At 67.7% G+C, this 19,656-nt stretch carries 12 protein-coding genes; 2 read left to right on the top strand and 10 right to left on the bottom strand.

Annotated elements, in window-relative coordinates:
- The first annotated feature begins 202 nt into the window (after nt 1–202).
- Nucleotides 203–1,717: an ADP-ribosylglycohydrolase family protein gene (locus ACIBUY_RS12175; protein ID WP_399152500.1), complete on the top strand. Its 1,515-nt coding sequence runs from the start codon at nt 203–205 to the stop codon at nt 1,715–1,717.
- A gap of 120 nt (nt 1,718–1,837) precedes the next feature.
- The gene (locus ACIBUY_RS12180) at nt 1,838–3,856 is read left to right on the top strand and encodes a PIG-L family deacetylase (protein WP_365578028.1); all 2,019 of its coding nucleotides are present in this window, start codon (nt 1,838–1,840) and stop codon (nt 3,854–3,856) included.
- A gap of 106 nt (nt 3,857–3,962) precedes the next feature.
- Here the strand turns inward: ACIBUY_RS12180 and tuf are convergent, their stop codons facing one another.
- The 10 genes from tuf to ACIBUY_RS12230 form a co-directional block, all read right to left on the bottom strand.
- Nucleotides 3,963–5,156 carry an elongation factor Tu gene (gene tuf / locus ACIBUY_RS12185; protein WP_365578026.1) on the bottom strand — a complete coding sequence of 398 codons (1,194 nt, stop codon included), beginning with the start codon at nt 5,154–5,156 and terminating at the stop codon, nt 3,963–3,965.
- Nucleotides 5,157–5,305: 149 nt separating this feature from the next.
- Nucleotides 5,306–7,435 carry an elongation factor G gene (fusA, locus tag ACIBUY_RS12190; protein ID WP_365578024.1) on the bottom strand — a complete coding sequence of 710 codons (2,130 nt, stop codon included), beginning with the start codon at nt 7,433–7,435 and terminating at the stop codon, nt 5,306–5,308.
- Nucleotides 7,436–7,474: 39 nt separating this feature from the next.
- Nucleotides 7,475–7,945 carry a 30S ribosomal protein S7 gene (gene rpsG / locus ACIBUY_RS12195; protein WP_365578022.1) on the bottom strand — a complete coding sequence of 157 codons (471 nt, stop codon included), beginning with the start codon at nt 7,943–7,945 and terminating at the stop codon, nt 7,475–7,477.
- A 2-nt stretch (nt 7,946–7,947) separates the two neighbouring features.
- Nucleotides 7,948–8,319 carry a 30S ribosomal protein S12 gene (gene rpsL, locus ACIBUY_RS12200; protein WP_003948652.1) on the bottom strand — a complete coding sequence of 124 codons (372 nt, stop codon included), beginning with the start codon at nt 8,317–8,319 and terminating at the stop codon, nt 7,948–7,950.
- A gap of 293 nt (nt 8,320–8,612) precedes the next feature.
- Nucleotides 8,613–9,080 carry a DUF4190 domain-containing protein gene (locus tag ACIBUY_RS12205; protein WP_365578020.1) on the bottom strand — a complete coding sequence of 156 codons (468 nt, stop codon included), beginning with the start codon at nt 9,078–9,080 and terminating at the stop codon, nt 8,613–8,615.
- A gap of 198 nt (nt 9,081–9,278) precedes the next feature.
- Nucleotides 9,279–13,178, bottom strand: a complete 3,900-nt coding sequence (locus ACIBUY_RS12210; RefSeq protein WP_365578018.1) for a DNA-directed RNA polymerase subunit beta' — start codon at nt 13,176–13,178, stop codon at nt 9,279–9,281.
- Between the two features lie 99 nt (nt 13,179–13,277).
- Entirely contained in the window at nt 13,278–16,763 is a 3,486-nt protein-coding gene (gene rpoB, locus ACIBUY_RS12215; RefSeq protein ID WP_365578016.1) for a DNA-directed RNA polymerase subunit beta, read from the bottom strand.
- A gap of 586 nt (nt 16,764–17,349) precedes the next feature.
- Nucleotides 17,350–17,736 carry a 50S ribosomal protein L7/L12 gene (rplL, locus tag ACIBUY_RS12220; protein WP_365578014.1) on the bottom strand — a complete coding sequence of 129 codons (387 nt, stop codon included), beginning with the start codon at nt 17,734–17,736 and terminating at the stop codon, nt 17,350–17,352.
- Nucleotides 17,737–17,846: 110 nt separating this feature from the next.
- On the bottom strand, nt 17,847–18,377 hold the full coding sequence (gene rplJ, locus ACIBUY_RS12225) for a 50S ribosomal protein L10 (protein ID WP_365578012.1): 531 nt from the start codon (nt 18,375–18,377) through the stop codon (nt 17,847–17,849).
- A gap of 262 nt (nt 18,378–18,639) precedes the next feature.
- Nucleotides 18,640–19,632, bottom strand: a complete 993-nt coding sequence (locus ACIBUY_RS12230; protein ID WP_365578010.1) for a hypothetical protein — start codon at nt 19,630–19,632, stop codon at nt 18,640–18,642.
- Nucleotides 19,633–19,656 lie beyond the last annotated feature (24 nt).

The following is a 19,656-nucleotide window of genomic DNA, read 5'->3' on the forward strand; positions in this document are numbered from 1 at the left end:
GCGACGAGTACTGTGGGACTCGCTTCCGGTCCTCCCGGCGGGAGGCGCGCAGCATCGGCACTCAACCGAGCAACCCCGACAGTCTGCCATACGGGGCATGTCTCAGGCCAATCGAGCCGAAGAGAGTACCCGGTGTGTGACGGAGGTCAAACCCGGGGTGCACCCGGCGTGCACGGCTCGTCCGGTTGTGATGATGGGGCGCATGCCTGAGCTCCCCGCCCCCCGGTTCGTCGAGCGCAAGTACATCAACCCGCGCTTCGAGGAAGACCTGCCGTTCCACCCCGTCAGCGGCCCCGAGCGGTACGCGACCACCACCGGGCTGCCCGTGCAGTACCTCGCCGTGGCCGACGGGCAGGGCACCGTCACGCAGTACGTGTGGGCGGCCGACGGGGAGGGCGCGCACGGGGCCGCCGACCGGATCCCGCGGCGCGACGCCGGGACCAAGGCGGTCAACGACAGCTCCTGCTTCCTCCGCCTCCAGGACGCCAGGGCCCGGGGGCTCGCCCCGACCGCGGCCCTGCGGGAGCTCGCCGCCAAGCCTCCGACCGGCCGTGTGATCGCCGGCCCGCTCGCCACCGCCCCGAGCCTCGACGCCCTGTACGACCTCGCCGACCAGCCGCCCGCCCCGCGCGTGTGGCGCGCGGCGCGCGGCGCCCTACTCGGACTCGCCGTCGGCGACGCCATGGGCCGCCCCCTGTCGAGCCTGCCCATGGACCGGATCACAGCGGCCTACGGCAGCTGGGAGAAGATGGAACTCCCGCTGTACGAGGGCGAGTTGGTCCGCGTATCGGACCAGACGCAGCTGGCGCTCGCTGTCGGTGAGGCGCTCGCGGAGGTCGCGGTGAAGGCGCCCCTGACGGAGGCCGAGGCGCGGCACAGCCTCACCACGCGGGGCGCGCTGCCCGCACCGCCCTGGCTGACGCCCGCGGCCGTGACCGCCGCCCTGCGCACCCACCTCGTGCGCTGGCTGCGCTCGCCCGACAACGACCGCTCCCCCGGTCGCACCACGGTCGACGCCTGTACCGCCCTCGCCGAACCGGTGCCCTGGCAGTCCGCCTCCGCCCTGCAGTCGAAGGGCTGCGCCGCCGTCGTACGCGCGGCGGTCGTCGGTCTCACCCCGTACCTGAGCGCCGAACAGCGGTCGGGAGCAGCCCAGTTGCAGGCCGCGCTGACCCACGGGCACCCCACGGCCCTCGCCGCGAGCGACCTGGCCGCGCACGCGGTGCACCTCCTCTCCCACCGCCACGAGCCCGCCGGACTCCTCGAGGCGCTGCGTGCCCACGCGGCCGCGTCCCGCCGGACGTACCGCACGGACTGGCTCGGCGAGCTGGCCGCGCGGGCGGGCGCCGAGAGTCCCGCGGGTTACATCTCCCAGGGCTGGGACGAGTGCCTCGAGGCCCTGGACCACGTGGCCCGGGCCCTGCGCGACGAGGACCCGAACCTGGAGCCCGGCCGCGCCGGCGGCGCCTCCTGGACCGCCGACGAGGTCCTCGCCGGGGCTCTGTACGCGTACCTGTCCGTCGACGGGCACCCCCGCCACGCGCTGCGCCGCGCCGCCCACACCTCCGGCGCCTCCGCCGCGACCGCCGCCCTGGCCGGCGCCTTCGCGGGCGCCCGGCGCGGCACCGCGCACTGGCCGCCGGAGTGGACCGACGCCGCGGAGTACCGCGACCGGCTCGAACTGCTCGGCGCCCGCTGGGACTTCGACACCGCCTGACGGCTCCCCGTCCGGGTGAACCGAACACGTACGCGCATGGAATCCGGTCCCCGCGGTGACGCTCCAGCCAGGTGAAGTACCTGGCCGAAGGCCTCGTCAGCGGACGGAGTGTGGGCGACCGTGCGGCAGCGACCTGCGATAACCCGGCCCGAGCAGCCCGCCGAGCGCGGCGTCTCCCGCCGCCGGCTGCTGGCCACCGGCGCCGCGCTCGCCGCCGCGGGACCGCTCGGCGCCTGCTCCCGCCTCACCCCCGCCGACCCGCCGCGCACCACCGCCCCCTCCCCCGCGACCGGCCGCCCCGCCGCCCAGGCCGAGCGCGCCCTGCTGCTCCAGGTCCTCGCCCACCCCGACGACGACCTGTACTTCATGAACCCGGACACGCAGCAGGTGCTCGCCGCGGGCACCCCGCTCGTCTGCGTGTACGTCACCGCCGGCGAGGCCGACGGCAGGAACAGGGTGCCGGGTGGACGCGGCCCCGCTCCCGCCGCCGACCGTGCGGCCTACTCCGCCGCCCGCCACCAGGGCCTGCGCCAGTCGTACGCGGCCCAGCTCGGCCTGCCCGTCTTCAGCCGCTGGACCACGGACGTGATCCGCCTGCCCAGCGGCTTCGAGGCCGAGGTCGACCGTCTCCAACACCGGGGCCACAGCGTCGAGTTGGTCCATCTCGACCTCGCGATGCACACCCCCGACGGCCACATGGGCGTACCGGCGCTGTGGCGCGATCGCGGTGCCCGCCTTGACACCTTCGTCCCGGCCGGCTCGCCGCTGCGCACGGTCCAGAGGTACGACCACACGTCCCTGGTCACGGTCCTGGTGGAGCTCTTGCGGCGCTACCGCCCGACCCTCGTGCACACCCTCGACCCGGACCCCGACATCCAGCACAGCGACCGGGCCGCCCGGCTGCGCGACAGCGAGCAGCCCGGCTACTCGGACCACGCCGACCACACGGCCGTGGCCTGCTTCAGCTGGGCCGCCCTGATCCGCTGGGCCCAGGAGGAACCGGGCGGCCCCCCGGCCTTCGCCGCCACCGCCTTCCGCGGCTACTACAACCGGCACTGGCCCAAGAACCTCCCCCCGCGGGTCCTGGCCCAGAAGGCCGCGCACCTGGTCCCGTACGGCGCCGCCCCCGACTGGCCGTGCGGCAACCCGGCGGGCTGCGGCGACTACAACGTGGGCGGCGACCGCCCCCTGACCAACCGCAAGGGCTGGGTCCGCGCCACCCACCACCGCCACCCGGGCCCGCGCCTGGCCCTCGCACCCACCCCCGACGGACGCCTCACCGCGTACGGCGTGCTCGGCCTGCGGGCGGTCCGCTACGAGGTGCGCGACGGGCACTTCACCGCCCCCGTCGACCTCGGCGGCGGCCCGCTCGCCCCGGTCCTCGGCCACGCCGCACTGCCCGACGGGCGCCGGCTGATCCTCGGCCTGCGGCTCGCCGCGCTCGGCGGCGAAGGCACCGAGGCCGTCCGCGAGATCGTGGCCCTGGAGCAGCGCGGCCCCCGCGCGTACGGCCCCTGGACGAGCCTCGGCACGCCGGACGACGACCCCGACCGCGGCCGCCGCACCGGCGTCCCGGTGGCGCTCACCGCTCCCGACGGCCGCGTCCACCTCTTCGTACGCAACGCCTCCCAGGGCCTCAGCACCCGCGTCCGTGACAGCGCCGGAGCCTGGTCCCCCTGGCGCGACCTCGGCGGCGGCCCCGTCCAGGACGGCCTCACCGCGGTCATCGGCGACGACGGGCAGGTGCACGTCTACGCCCCCGGGCGCGACACCGTCCACCACTGGACCCCCGAAGGGCCCGCGCCACTGACCGGCCTGCCCGTCGCCGCGGACGCCATAGCCGCGGCGGGCAGCCGCCTCTACTACCGCCCGCCGGCCTCCGACCGCCTGCTGTCCCCGGGCAACCCGGACCCGGACTTCCCCGGCTACGGCCCGGTGACCGCCGCCGGGCCCTACCTGCTCGGCCGCGACACCACGGGCCGCCTCCGGCTCCTCGAGGCCGGCCGCTCGCTGCCGGTCCCGGCCCCGCCGGCCGTGGGCGGCCCGGCCCTGGCCGCGGACCGGCGGGGTCCGACCGTCGCGGGCCTGTCCCCGGCGGCCCGGCCGTGGCTGTGGCGGCCGACGCGGGCGCGGGCGTGAGAGGGCATGCAAAAGGGCCCGTACGACCGAAGTCGTACGGGCCCTTTCGGAGCTCGCAGGAGCTACCAGACATCAAGCCCCGAGGGGCTCAACAAGCAAGCGGAGCTTACTTGTTGATCTTGATGACCTGGCCGGCGCCGACGGTGCGGCCACCCTCACGGATGGCGAACTTCAGGCCCTCTTCCATCGCGACGGGCTGGATGAGCTCAACGGTCATCTCAGTGTTGTCGCCCGGCATGACCATCTCGGTGCCCTCGGGGAGGGTCACGACGCCGGTCACGTCGGTGGTGCGGAAGTAGAACTGCGGGCGGTAGTTGTTGAAGAACGGGGTGTGACGGCCACCCTCGTCCTTCGACAGGATGTACGCCTGCGCCTCGAACTCGGTGTGCGGCGTGACCGAACCCGGCTTGATGATGACCTGGCCGCGCTCGACGTCCTCGCGCTTGATGCCACGGAGGAGCAGACCGACGTTCTCACCGGCCTGGCCCTCGTCGAGGAGCTTGCGGAACATCTCGATACCGGTGACCGTGGTGGTGGTCTTCTCGGTCTTGATGCCGATGATGTCGACGGTCTCGTTGACCTTGAGGATGCCGCGCTCGATACGACCGGTGACGACGGTGCCACGACCGGTGATCGTGAAGACGTCCTCGATCGGCATCAGGAACGGCTTGTCGACGTCACGCTCGGGCTCCGGGATGGACTCGTCGACAGCCTTCATCAGGTTGAGGACGGACTCACCCCACTCCTTGTCGCCCTCGAGCGCCTTGAGCGCCGAGACCTTGACGACCGGAACGTCGTCGCCCGGGAACTCGTACTCGGAGAGGAGCTCACGGACCTCGAGCTCGACGAGCTCCAGGATCTCCTCGTCGTCCACCATGTCGGCCTTGTTCAGGGCGACGACGATGTACGGAACGCCGACCTGGCGGGCCAGGAGCACGTGCTCCTTGGTCTGCGGCATCGGGCCGTCGGTGGCGGCGACCACGAGGATGGCGCCGTCCATCTGCGCGGCACCCGTGATCATGTTCTTGATGTAGTCCGCGTGACCGGGGCAGTCGACGTGGGCGTAGTGACGCGTCTCCGTCTGGTACTCGACGTGCGCGATGGAGATCGTGATACCGCGCTGGCGCTCCTCAGGAGCCTTGTCGATCTGGTCGAAGGCCGAGGCCTCGTTCAGGTCGGGGTACGCGTCGTGCAGCACCTTGGTAATGGCGGCCGTGAGGGTCGTCTTACCGTGGTCAATGTGACCGATGGTGCCGATGTTGACGTGCGGCTTAGTCCGCTCGAACTTCGCCTTCGCCACTGGGTCCTCCTGTGGAGTGGTTCTGGTACGCCTTACTCATCGGCGCCAGGTGATCTTTGCTGGGATGCCAGCCGCCGGGGTCGCTCTCCCTGGGGCGGGGTCGAAACCCCGGCGGATGGTGTCAAGCCTAAAGCGTGAAACCGGGTGGGTTACTCGCCCTTGGCCTTCGCGATGATCTCCTCGGCGACGTTCCGGGGAACCTCGGCGTAGGAGTCGAACTGCATCGAGTAGCTTGCGCGACCCGAGGTCTTGCTGCGGAGGTCTCCGACGTAGCCGAACATCTCCGAGAGGGGCACGAGGCCCTTCACGACGCGAGCGCCGCTGCGCTCCTCCATGGCCTGGATCTGGCCACGGCGGGAGTTGATGTCGCCGATGACCTCACCCATGTAGTCCTCGGGCGTGGTGACCTCAACGGCCATCATCGGCTCGAGCAGCACGGGCTTGGCCTTGCGCGCGGCCTCCTTGAAGGCCTGCGAACCGGCGATCTTGAAGGCGAGCTCGGAGGAGTCGACCTCGTGGTAGGCACCGTCGAGAAGCGTGACGCGGACGCCCGTCATCTCGTAGCCGGCCAGGATGCCGAACTGCATGGCCTCCTGCGCACCCGCGTCCACCGACGGGATGTACTCCCGGGGGATGCGGCCACCGGTGACCTTGTTCACGAACTCGTACGCCGGGCCGTCCGACTCGGTGATCGGCTCGATCGCGATCTGCACCTTGGCGAACTGACCGGTACCACCGGTCTGCTTCTTGTGGGTGTAGTCCACGCGCTCGACGGCCTGACGGATCGTCTCGCGGTACGCGACCTGCGGCTTGCCGACGTTGGCCTCGACCTTGAACTCGCGCTTCATGCGGTCGACAAGGACCTCGAGGTGAAGCTCGCCCATACCACCGATGATGGTCTGGCCGGTCTCCTCGTCCGAGTGCACCTGGAAGGAGGGGTCCTCCTCCGAGAGGCGCTGGATGGCGACACCCAGCTTCTCCTGGTCACCCTTGGACTTCGGCTCGATGGCGACCTGAATGACCGGCGCCGGGAAGTCCATGGACTCCAGGATGACCGGGTTCTTGTCGTCACAGAGCGTCTCGCCCGTGGTGGTCTGCTTCAGACCCATGACGGCGACGATGTCACCGGCGCCCACCGACTCGATCTCCTCACGCTTGTTCGCGTGCATGCGGTAGATCTTGCCGATGCGCTCCTTCTTGCCCTTGACGGAGTTCAGCACGGCGGTGCCGGACTCCAGGCGGCCCGAGTAAACCCGGACGAAGGTGAGCTTGCCGAGGTGCGGGTCGCTCATGATCTTGAACGCGAGGGCAGCCAGGGGCTCCTCGTCCGACGGCTTGCGCTTGACGACGACCTCGGGGTCCTTGACGTCGTGGCCCTCGATGGCCTCGACGTCGAGCGGGGTCGGCAGGTAGCGCACGACGGCGTCGAGCAGGGGCTGAACGCCCTTGTTCTTGAACGCGGTGCCACAGAACACGGGGGTGACGGTGGTGTCGCCGCCCTTGCCGGAGGCGATGGTGATGCGACGCACGGCCGCGTACAGCTGCTCCACCGAAGGCTCCTGGCCCTCGAGGAACAGCTCCATCATCTCTTCGTCGTTCTCCGCGACGGCCTCGAGCAGCTTGCCGCGGTACTCCTCGGCAGCCTCGACGTGCGTGGCGGGGATGTCGACGATGTCGTACGCCTCGCCCTTGGCGGCCTCGGCCGACCAGACGAACGCCTTCATCGTGACGAGGTCGACGACACCCTGGAAGTCGGCCTCTGCACCGATGGGCAGCTGCATGACGAGCGGGGTCGCACCGAGGCGGTCGACGATCATGTCGACGCAGCGGTGGAACTCGGCACCCGTGCGGTCCAGCTTGTTCACGAAGCAGATGCGCGGCACGCCGTAACGGTCGGCCTGACGCCACACCGTCTCGGACTGCGGCTCAACGCCGGCGACGCCGTCGAACACCGTCACAGCACCATCGAGCACACGCAGGGAGCGCTCCACCTCAACGGTGAAGTCGACGTGCCCGGGGGTGTCGATGATGTTGATCGTGTAGTCGTCGTTCTCGAGCGGCCAGTGACAGGTGGTGGCAGCGGACGTGATCGTGATGCCACGCTCCTGCTCCTGCTCCATCCAGTCCATCGTGGCAGCGCCGTCGTGGACCTCACCGATCTTGTACGAGACGCCGGTGTAGAACAGGATCCGCTCGGTCGTCGTCGTCTTGCCCGCGTCGATGTGAGCCATGATGCCGATGTTGCGCACCTTGGCCAGGTCAAGTGAAGTGGTAGCCATAAGGCTTCAGTCTTCTCTCGGTCTCGATGTGGGTAGCGACTACCAGCGGTAGTGCGCGAAGGCCTTGTTGGACTCGGCCATCTTGTGCGTGTCCTCGCGCTTCTTGACGGCAGCACCGAGGCCGTTCGAGGCGTCGAGCAGCTCGTTCGTCAGACGCTCGGTCATCGTCTTCTCGCGACGGGCGCGGGAGTAACCGACGAGCCAGCGGAGCGCGAGGGTGTTGGCGCGGCCGGGCTTGACCTCAACCGGAACCTGGTAGGTCGCGCCACCGACACGGCGGGACTTGACCTCGAGGGTCGGCTTGATGTTCTCGAGCGCGCGCTTCAGCGTGATGACCGGGTCGTTGCCCGACTTCTCACGCAGGCCCTCCATGGCGCCGTACACGATGCGCTCGGCGGTGGAGCGCTTGCCGTTCAGCAGCACCTTGTTGATGAGGGAGGTCACCAGAGGAGAACCGTAGACCGGGTCGATGATGACCGGGCGCTTCGGGGCGGGGCCCTTACGAGGCATTCTTACTTCTCCTTCTTGGCGCCGTAGCGGCTGCGGGCCTGCTTGCGGTTCTTGACACCCTGGGTGTCGAGCGAGCCGCGGATGATCTTGTAACGAACACCAGGCAGGTCCTTCACACGGCCGCCACGCACGAGCACGATGGAGTGCTCCTGCAGGTTGTGTCCCTCACCCGGAATGTAGGCCGTGACCTCGATCCCGGAGGTCAGACGCACACGCGCGACCTTCCGCAGGGCCGAGTTCGGCTTCTTCGGGGTGGTCGTGAACACACGCGTGCAGACGCCACGGCGCTGGGGCGAACCCTCGAGTGCGGGCGTCTTGTTCTTCTCGACCTTGTCCTGCCGGCCCTTACGGACCAGCTGCTGGATCGTAGGCACTACTTCTCCGGTTTCTGTGTGCCGAATAGTAAAGCTAACCTGGAACTTTGCCGACCCACGCGGTCGGGTGTGTCGAATACTGCAGACCCCCGCCGAAAGGGCGGGAAGCAGCAGATTGCGGTGGCCCATGATCAGAACTGAGAGGACTGATCCGGACTCGCCGTGCGGCTGATGACACGCACAGGAGCCCAGGCACACCCCAGGCACAAGGTCTGAGCGTACCTATCTCATACGCTGCGGTCAAAACAAATACCCCGCAGCCAGGACACGCCGGGCGCTGGTCAGCCCGGGATTCAGCCTCCGGTGCTCGCCGCCACGATCACAAATGTGAGCAACAACGCCCAGCCCGCGATCGTCAGCCACCCGAGCACGAGGCCGCCGACGGCCATGCCGTCGCCCTGCTCCCCCGTGCGACGGATCTCGTTACGGGCCATGTGCCCGAGGACCACGGCCGGGATCCCGGTCAGACCCATCGTGAAGAACGTGGCGACACCGCAGGTCAGAGCGCCGATCGCCTTCCCGTTCGTGGGCGGCGGCGGAACCGGCAGGAACGTCCGCGGCACGGGCGCCACCGGATACGCCTGCTGCGGCACGGGCCCCTGCGGCAGATCCGCGACGAGCGTGCTCAGCTCACCGACGGTACGCGCCTGATAGGCCCGCTCCACGCGCTTCTCGTACTCCCCCTGCGGCAGCCGCCCCTCGGCGAATCCCGCCCGCAGCACATCGACCGCACGCTCCCGGTCGGCGTGTGCGGCCAGCATCGAGGGCTGGTTGCTGTGTTGCGGCGGCCAAGGCGCCGGCTGCCACGACGGATTCGACACGAGACCACTCCCCCGGACCCGGACACGTACCCACGTACGAAGAGTACGAAGGCCCCTCCATCATGCGCCAACGCGCCGCAGGGCGGCCACCCTGACATTCGTCGGGGTGACCGCCCTGCGGTTCAAGCAGCTGCTCGCCTACTGGTTGTACGGACCGTAGTCGTAGTCCTCCAGCGGGACGGCCTGGCCAGAGCCGGTGCCGAACGGCGAGTAGTCGATGTCGTCGTAGCCGACGGCCGAGTACATCGCGGCCTTGGCCTCTTCGGTGGGCTCGACCCGGATGTTGCGGTAGCGGGACAGACCCGTACCGGCCGGGATGAGCTTACCGATGATGACGTTCTCCTTGAGGCCGATGAGGCTGTCGGACTTGGCGTTGATCGCCGCATCCGTCAGGACTCGGGTCGTCTCCTGGAAGGAGGCGGCCGACAGCCAGGACTCCGTCGCCAGCGAGGCCTTGGTGATACCCATCAGCTGCGGACGGCCGGAGGCGGGGTGACCGCCCTCGGTGACCACACGACGGTTCTCGGTCTCGAACTTCGAGCGCTCGACGAGCTCGCCCGGCAGCAGCTCCGCGTCGCCGGACTCGATGATCGTCACGCGGCGCAGCATCTGCCGGATGATGATCTCGATGTGCTTGTCGTGGATCGACACGCCCTGCGAGTTGTAGACCTTCTGGACTTCGCCGACCAGGTGGACCTGGACCGCGCGCTGGCCGAGGATCCGGAGCACGTCGTGCGGGTTGGTGGCACCCACGGTCAGCTTCTGGCCGACCTCGACGTGGTCGCCCTCGCCCACGAGCAGACGGGCACGCTTCGAGATCGGGAACGCCGTCTCGTCGCTGCCGTCGTCCGGGGTGACGACGAGCTTCTTGGTCTTCTCGGTCTCCTCGATGCGGACACGGCCCGCGGCCTCGGAGATCGGGGCGACACCCTTCGGCGTACGAGCCTCGAAGAGCTCGACGACACGGGGCAGACCCTGGGTGATGTCGTCACCGGCCACACCACCGGTGTGGAAGGTACGCATCGTCAGCTGGGTACCGGGCTCACCGATGGACTGGGCGGCGATGATGCCGACCGCCTCACCGATGTCGACCAGCTTGCCGGTGGCGAGCGAACGGCCGTAGCAGAAGGCACAGGTGCCGACCGCCGACTCACAGGTCAGGACCGAGCGGGTCTTGACCTCCTCCACGCCGTTGGCGACCAGGGCGTCGATGAGCACGTCACCGAGGTCGACGTTGGCCGGCGCGATGACCTTGCCGTCCACGACGATGTCCTCGGCCAGCATGCGGGCGTAGACGCTGGTCTCGACGTCGTCCGTCTTGCGCAGCGTGCCGTCGGCACCGCGCTCGGCGATCTTGAGCTTGAGGCCACGGTCGGTGCCGCAGTCCTCCTCGCGAATGATGACGTCCTGCGAGACGTCGACCAGACGACGGGTCAGGTAACCCGAGTCGGCCGTACGCAGGGCGGTGTCAGCCAGACCCTTACGAGCACCGTGCGTCGAGATGAAGTACTCCAGCACCGACAGGCCCTCACGGAAGGAGGCCTTGATCGGACGCGGGATCGTCTCGTTCTTGGCGTTCGACACCAGACCACGCATACCGGCGATCTGACGCATCTGCATCATGTTTCCTCGGGCACCCGAGTCAACCATCATGAAGATGGGGTTGGTCTTCGGGAAGTTCGCGTTCATCGCCTCGGCAACCTCGTTGGTCGCCTTGGTCCAGATCGCGATGAGCTCCTGAGTGCGCTCTTCCTTCGTGATGAGACCGCGCTCGTACTGCTTCTGGACCTTCTCGTCCTGCGCCTCGTAACCCGCGACGATCTCCTTCTTCGCCTCGGGAACGACGACGTCGGAGATGGCCACGGTGACACCGGAACGGGTCGCCCAGAAGAAGCCGGCCGCCTTCAGGTTGTCGAGCGTCGCCGCCACGATGACCTTGGGGTAGCGCTCGGCCAGGTCGTTGACGATCTCGGAGAGCTGCTTCTTGCCCACCGAGTAGTCGACGAACGGGTAGTCCTCGGGCAGCAGCTCGTTGAAGAGCGCGCGGCCCAGGGTCGTACGCAGACGGAAGCTGTCGCCCGCCTGGTACTCGGGCTCGCCCTCCTCGGCCACCGGCGGCGTCCAGCCACGCGGCGGGATGGTGCCCACCGGGAAGCGGATGTCGACCTGCGACTGCAGAGCCAGCTCGCCGGCGTCGAACGCCATGATCGCCTCGGCGACGGAGCCGAACGCGCGGCCCTCGCCCTTGGTGTCACGGAGCTCACCGTCGGTGGTGAGGAAGAACAGACCGAGGACCATGTCCTGGGTCGGCATCGTCACCGGACGGCCGTCGGCGGGCTTGAGGATGTTGTTCGAGGACAGCATCAGGATGCGGGCCTCGGCCTGCGCCTCCGCGGAGAGCGGCAGGTGCACGGCCATCTGGTCACCGTCGAAGTCCGCGTTGAACGCGGTGCAGACGAGCGGGTGGATCTGGATGGCCTTGCCCTCGACCAGCTGCGGCTCGAAGGCCTGGATGCCGAGGCGGTGCAGGGTGGGAGCACGGTTCAGCAGAACCGGGTGCTCGGCGATGACCTCTTCGAGGACGTCGTACACGACCGTGCGGCCGCGCTCCACCATGCGCTTGGCGCTCTTGATGTTCTGCGCGTGGTTCAGGTCGACCAGGCGCTTCATCACGAACGGCTTGAAGAGCTCCAGAGCCATGGCCTTCGGCAGACCGCACTGGTGCAGCTTCAGCTGCGGACCGACGACGATGACGGAACGCGCGGAGTAGTCCACACGCTTACCGAGCAGGTTCTGACGGAAACGACCCTGCTTACCCTTCAGCATGTCGCTGAGGGACTTCAGCGGGCGGTTACCCGGACCCGTCACCGGACGACCACGACGACCGTTGTCGAAGAGGGCGTCGACGGCCTCCTGAAGCATGCGCTTCTCGTTGTTCACGATGATCTCGGGCGCACCGAGGTCGAGAAGGCGCTTCAGGCGGTTGTTGCGGTTGATCACACGGCGGTACAGGTCGTTCAGGTCGGAGGTCGCGAAGCGGCCACCGTCCAGCTGCACCATCGGACGCAGGTCCGGCGGGATGACCGGCACGCAGTCGAGCACCATGCCCTTGGGGCTGTTGCTGGTCTGCAGGAACGCGGAGACGACCTTGAGGCGCTTGAGCGCACGGGTCTTCTTCTGGCCCTTGCCGGTACGGATGATCTCGCGGAGGCGCTCGGCCTCTTCCTCGAGGTCGAAGGACTCCAGGCGCTTCTGCAGGGCAGCCGCACCCATGGAGCCGTCGAAGTACGTGCCGAAGCGGTCACGCAGCTCGCGGTAGAGGAGCTCGTCGCCCTCGAGGTCCTGGACCTTGAGGTTCTTGAAGCGGTTCCAGACCTCGTCGAGGCGGTCGATCTCGCGCTGCGCACGGTCGCGCAGCTGCTTCATCTCGCGCTCGGCACCCTCGCGCACCTTGCGGCGCACGTCGGCCTTGGCACCCTCGGCCTCGAGCTCGGCCAGGTCGGTCTCGAGCTTCTTGGCGCGGGCCTCCAGGTCGGAGTCGCGACGGTTCTCGACCTGCTGACGCTCGACCTGGACGTGCGCCTCGAGGGAGGGCAGGTCGCGGGTACGACGCTCCTCGTCGACGAACGTGATCATGTACGCCGCGAAGTAGATGACCTTCTCGAGGTCCTTCGGGGCGAGGTCGAGCAGGTAGCCCAGACGCGACGGGACGCCCTTGAAGTACCAGATGTGAGTGACCGGGGCGGCCAGCTCGATGTGACCCATCCGCTCACGACGCACCTTGGCGCGCGTGACCTCCACGCCGCAGCGCTCGCAGATGATGCCCTTGAAGCGGACACGCTTGTACTTACCGCAGTAGCACTCCCAGTCCCGGGTCGGACCGAAGATCTTCTCGCAGAAGAGTCCGTCCTTTTCGGGCTTGAGGGTGCGGTAGTTGATGGTCTCGGGCTTCTTGACCTCGCCGTGGCTCCACTGACGGATGTCGTCAGCGGTGGCCAGACCGATCCGGAGCTCATCGAAGAAGTTGACGTCGAGCACTATGCGTCAATCCCTCTCAGGGTTGTAAGTCTGTGGTCTGAAACGGGGGTCTGGGGGCCGGCCGGGGGGCTCATCACGAGCCCCCCGGCCTGACTCCCGTCAGACCTCTTCGACGCTGCTCGGCTCGCGCCGGGACAGGTCGATGCCGAGCTCCTCCGCCGCGCGGAAGACGTCCTCGTCGGTGTCGCGCATCTCGATGGACATGCCGTCCGAGGACAGCACCTCCACATTGAGGCACAGGGACTGCATTTCCTTGATGAGCACCTTGAAGGACTCGGGAATGCCGGGCTCGGGGATGTTCTCGCCCTTGACGATGGCCTCGTAGACCTTCACGCGGCCGGTGACGTCGTCGGACTTGATGGTCAGCAGCTCCTGGAGGGCGTAAGCGGCGCCATATGCCTCCAGCGCCCACACCTCCATCTCACCGAAGCGCTGGCCACCGAACTGGGCCTTACCACCCAGCGGCTGCTGGGTGATCATCGAGTACGGACCGGTCGAGCGGGCGTGCAGCTTGTCGTCGACCAGGTGGTGCAGCTTGAGGATGTACATGTACCCGATCGAGATCGGGTCCGGGAACGGCTCACCGGAGCGGCCGTCGAACAGCCTCGCCTTACCGGTCGGCTGCACCATGCGCTCGCCGTCGCGGTTCGGGATGGTGTGCTGCAGCAGACCCGCGAGCTCGTCCTCACGCGCACCGTCGAAGACGGGGGTGGCGACGTTGGTGCCCGGGGCGACCTGGTCGGCACCGATGGCCTGCAGGCGCTGCGCCCAGTCGTCCGCGAGGCCGGAGACGTCCCAGCCGCGGCTGGCGAGCCAGCCGAGGTGGATCTCCAGGACCTGTCCCGGGTTCATTCGGGACGGCACACCCAGCGGGTTCAGGATGATGTCGACCGGAGTTCCGTCCTCGAGGAACGGCATGTCCTCGATCGGAAGGATCTTCGAGATAACACCCTTGTTGCCGTGGCGGCCGGCGAGCTTGTCACCGTCCGTGATCTTGCGCTTCTGCGCCACGTAGACACGAACCAGCTGGTTCACGCCCGGCGGCAGCTCGTCGCCCTCTTCACGGTCGAAGACGCGGACGCCGATGACCTTGCCGATCTCACCGTGCGGCACCTTCAGGGAGGTGTCGCGCACCTCGCGCGCCTTCTCACCGAAGATCGCGCGGAGCAGGCGCTCCTCCGGGGTCAGCTCGGTCTCACCCTTGGGCGTGACCTTGCCGACGAGGATGTCGCCGGCGACGACCTCGGCACCGATCCGGATGATCCCGCGCTCGTCGAGGTCCGCGAGGACCTCTTCGCTCACGTTCGGGATGTCCCGAGTGATCTCCTCCGGGCCGAGCTTGGTGTCACGGGCGTCGACCTCGTGCTCCTCGATGTGGATCGAGGAGAGGACGTCGTCCTGCACGAGGCGCTGCGACAGGATGATCGCGTCCTCGTAGTTGTGACCCTCCCACGGCATGAACGCCACGAGCAGGTTCTTGCCGAGGGCCATCTCGCCCTCTTCGGTCGCGGGACCGTCGGCCAGGACCTGGCCCTCGATCACGCGGGCGCCCTCGTCCACGACAACCTTCTGGTTGACCGAGGTGCCCTGGTTCGACCGGGAGAACTTGTGCAGGCGGTACGTGGTGTACGTGCCGTCGTCGTTGGTGATGGTGATGTAGTCCGCGGAGACCTCCTGGACCACACCGTCCTTCTCGGCCTTGAGCACGTCGCCGGCGTCGGTGGCGCAGCGGTACTCCATGCCGGTGCCGACGAGCGGCGCCTCGGACTTAATCAGCGGCACGGCCTGACGCATCATGTTCGCGCCCATGAGGGCACGGTTGGCGTCGTCGTGCTCGAGGAACGGGATCATGGCGGTCGCGACCGACACCATCTGGCGCGGCGAGACGTCCATGTAGTCCACGTCGGCCGGCGGCACGTAGTCGACCTCGCCACCACGGCGGCGGACCAGCACACGGGCCTCGACGAACTGGAACTCGTCATTGAGCGGCGCGTTGGCCTGCGCGATGACGAACCGGTCCTCCTCGTCGGCCGTGAGGTAGTCGACCTCGTCGGAGACGACGCCGTCGACGACCTTGCGGTACGGCGTCTCGATGAAGCCGAAGGGGTTGATCCGGCCGTACGAGGCGAGCGAACCGATCAGACCGATGTTCGGGCCTTCGGGGGTCTCGATCGGGCACATGCGTCCGTAGTGGGACGGGTGCACGTCTCGGACCTCGAAGCCGGCCCGCTCACGGGAGAGACCACCCGGGCCGAGGGCGTTCAGACGACGCTTGTGCGTCAGCCCCGACAGCGGGTTGTTCTGGTCCATGAACTGCGACAGCTGGCTGGTGCCGAAGAACTCCTTGATGGAGGCGACGACCGGCCGGATGTTGATCAGGGTCTGCGGCGTGATCGCCTCGACGTCCTGAGTCGTCATGCGCTCGCGCACGACGCGCTCCATACGGGCGAGACCCGTACGGACCTGGTTCTGGATCAGCTCGCCGACGTTACGGATACGACGGTTGCCGAAGTGGTCGATGTCATCGGCCTCGATGACGATCTCCCGGCCGTTCTCGCCGACCGTCTCGGTCTCACCGGCGTGCAGCTTGACCAGGTACTTGATGGTCGCGATGACGTCGTCGGTGGTGAGCACGCCGGCGTCCAGCGGCTCGTCCGCGCCGAGCTTCTTGTTCACCTTGTAGCGGCCGACCTTCGCGAGGTCGTAGCGCTTCGGGTTGAAGTAGAGGTTCTCGAGCAGCGTCTGAGCGGCCTCGCGCGTGGGCGGCTCGCCCGGGCGCAGCTTGCGGTAGATGTCGAGCAGCGCGTCGTCCTGGCCCTGGGTGTGGTCCTTCTCCAGGGTGGCGCGCATGGACTCGTACTCGCCGAACTCCTCGAGGATCTGCTCGGTCGTCCAACCGAGAGCCTTGAGCAGGACGGTGACGGACTGCTTGCGCTTGCGGTCGATGCGCACACCGACCATGTCGCGCTTGTCGATCTCCATCTCCAGCCAGGCACCCCGGGACGGGATGATCTTGGCCGAGAAGATGTCCTTGTCGGACGTCTTGTCGATGGAGGAGTCGAAGTAGACACCGGGCGAACGGACGAGCTGCGACACGACGACACGCTCGGTGCCGTTGATGACGAAGGTGCCCTTGTTCGTCATGAGCGGGAAGTCGCCCATGAAGACCGTCTGGGACTTGATCTCGCCGGTCTCGTTGTTCGTGAACTCAGCGGTGACGAAGAGCGGGGCCGCGTACGTGAAGTCGCGCTCCTTGCACTCGTCGATCGAGTTCTTCGGGGGCTCGAAACGGTGGTCGCGGAAGGTCAGCGACATCGACCCGGAGAAGTCCTCGATCGGGGAGATCTCCTCGAAGATCTCCTCCAGACCGGACTTGGTGGGGACGTCCTGGCCTGACTCCAGAGCCGCCTCGACCCGACTCTGCCAGGCGGTGTTGCCGAGCAGCCAGTCAAAGCTCTCGGTCTGCAGCGCGAGCAGGTTCGGAACCTCGAGGGGCTCCTTGATCTTTGCAAAAGAGATGCGCAGCGGGGCGGTGCTTGCGCCGTTGTTCGTATTCGCGGTCGAGGCGTTGCGCGAGGCGGCCAAGAGGGGGTCCTTCCGAGGGCTCGGACTCACTACGCGCGTACCGGTCCCCAGCCAGGACAGGTGGACGGATTGCTCAGATCTGGTCTTTGGCCAGGTCAGGGCGGATGTAGTCCACTGTGTTCAGGCGAGGGCATGCCCCTGGTGACGGGCAGGGAGCAGCTAACAGGCAGCGCAAAGGGACAGTGTAGCCAGAAGGCCCACTGATGTCCAGTGCGGGTTTTTTGAGACCCTCGTTGTTCTCACCGTTCACCGTCTGCGGCATGCCTTGTGCGCTGAGCGCACATCTTTACTGCCCTCTTCGCCGTCGATCCATGCCTCGGATCCGGATCGTTGTGACGACGCGTCCTGAGAATTGCGCGCTGCGTGCGGTTCGTCAAGGCCCCCTCTTGGCCGAACAGGGGTGGCGCCAGGCACAACGAAGATCACCATACTCGTCGCGACCGACATCGCAAGGCACCGTCCGCAGGCGAGCCAGGGAACGCCGAAAGGCGACCACCCAGTTGGGTGATCGCCCTTCGGTACGTCAGCGTTACAGCTCCCGGGGGAGCAGTTTCACCGAGGAAGAGTCGGCAGACTCGAAGAGGTCTTACTTGACCTCGACGGAGGCGCCGGCGCCCTCGAGGGCCTCCTTGGCCTTCGCGGCAGCGTCCTTGGCGACCTTCTCGAGGACCGGCTTCGGGGTGCCGTCGACGAGGTCCTTGGCCTCCTTCAGACCCAGGGAGGTCAGCTCACGCACGACCTTGATGACCTGGATCTTCTTCTCGCCGGCGCCGGTGAGGATGACGTCGAACTCGTCCTGCTCCTCGGCGGCAGCGGCGTCGCCGCCACCCTGGGCCGGACCGGCGGCAACGGCGACGGCCGCGGCGGCGGTGACGTCGAACTTCTCCTCGAAGGCCTTCACGAACTCGGAGAGCTCGATGAGGGTCATCTCCTCGAACTGGGCGAGCAGGTCTTCCTGGCTGAGCTTCGCCATGATGGGCGATCCTTCCACTAAATCGGCTGGTGCCGGTTGTCCATGTAGGCGGGCGTACTGTCGGCCCGCTTCGACCGTCGCGTCAGGCGGCGGTCAATGTGCGAGCCGAATTACTCGGCACCGCCCTGCTCGGCCTGCTTGGCACGAAGCGCCTCCGCGGTGCGGACGAACTTCGAGGGCAGCGCCTGGAAGAGCTGAGCAGTCTGGGACTGCTTGCCCTTGAACGCGCCGGCCAGCTTGCTGAGCAGAACCTCGCGGGACTCGAGGTCCGCAAGCTTCTTGATCTCGTCGGCGGAGAGCGCCTTGCCGTCAAGGACACCGCCCTTGATGACGAGGTTGGGGTTCTCCTTGGCGAAGTCACGAAGACCCTTCGCCGACTCCACCGGGTCACCGGTGACGAAGGCAACCGCCGTCGGACCGTTGAACAGGTCGTCGAGCGTGGTGATCCCGGCCTCGTTGGCCGCGATCTTGGTCAGCGTGTTCTTCACCACGGCGTACTCGGAGTTCTCACCGAGCGAACGGCGCAGCTGCTTGAGCTGGGCCACGGTGAGACCCCGGTACTCGGTCAGCACGGCGGCGTTCGAGCTGCGGAACTTGTCCGTGAGCTCGGCTACCGCGGCAGCCTTGTCGGGCGTCGGCATAGAGCGTCGGCCTCCTTCCGGGTGATGAGGACCGCTCAGAAGGAGACTGGGAAAACGAAACGCCCCGGCGCAGGCGCACGGGGCGTGAGCTCAACCGAATCCCGAGGGATCCAGGAGCACTTCCACAGTCACCTGCGCGGGTCGTCCGCAATTTCAGCGGATCCTTCGGCCACCGCACTCTCTTGCGAGTGCACGGCAACGACCAGCGGTCTTTGGCTTCTGTGGAAGGTTACGTGAAGGAACGCGTGTCAAGCAAATCCGCTCAGACGTCGCTGTCCAGACCCGGAACGGAGGAGCTGGAGGAGCTGGAGGAGCCGGTGCCGGAGCCCGCCGCGGCGCCGATCTTCTTCAGCATCTCCATGAGGTCGAAGGTCTGGCTCGCGGGCGGCGTCTGGACCTTCACCGCGGCGCCGTAGTCCGAGAACTTCTCCGAGATCTCGACGGCGCCCTGAGAGCTGTTCATGACGACGTCCATACGCACCGGCAGGTCGTCCCCGTTGACCCACAGCTCGGTGTCGTAGCCCTTGATGCCGGCCTTCTTGACGTTCTTCAGGAGCTCGCTGCGCTCGGACTTGCTGAGGACCTTCAGCGAGTCGTTCTTCGCCAGCATCTCGTCGACGGTCAGCTTGCCCTTGTAGTGCTCGGTCTTCACGCCGCCGAGCGTGGCGGAGCCGACGTGCTTCAGGTTCGGCGAGTCGAGCAGCATCGCGATCTGCTGGGCCGGGTCCTGGTTCATGTTGTCCAGGCCGCCGGTCATCTGGCGGGCCGCCTTCTCGTCGCCGGCCTGCTTCGCGATGGCTCCGAGGTCCATCTTCATCCAGCGCTTGCCGTCCATGTCCTTGGCGGCCTTGGCCCCCATGTCCATGTACATCACGTTGTTCTGCCAGACCATGCGGACGCTCTCGGGCGCGTCCGGATCGCCGGCGGTGAAGGCGGAGCCGCTCATCGTCATATCCATGACGGTCGGGTCCCAGCCCATGGTGCCGGACATCTTCATGGTGCCGCCGCCGTCGAGCGCGGAGGGCATCTTCATCGTCATCTCGACCTTGGCGGACTTGGCCTGCGCGGTCTTCTTGTACGCGGCCGTCAGCACTTCGGTGATCTGCGAGTGGGACTGGGTCTGCGAGGAGACCTTCTTCCCGGCGGTCCCGCCGTCCCCACTGTCCTTGTCCCCGCCCCCGCAGGCCACGGCCCCGGTACACAGCAGTGCGGTCACGGCGGCAGCGCCGACCGTGCGTCGTACGACAACAGTCATCTCAATCCCACCCCTTGGAACACG

It is taken from the genome of Streptomyces sp. NPDC050085 (assembly GCF_044460595.1).
Taxonomy (GTDB): domain Bacteria; phylum Actinomycetota; class Actinomycetes; order Streptomycetales; family Streptomycetaceae; genus Streptomyces.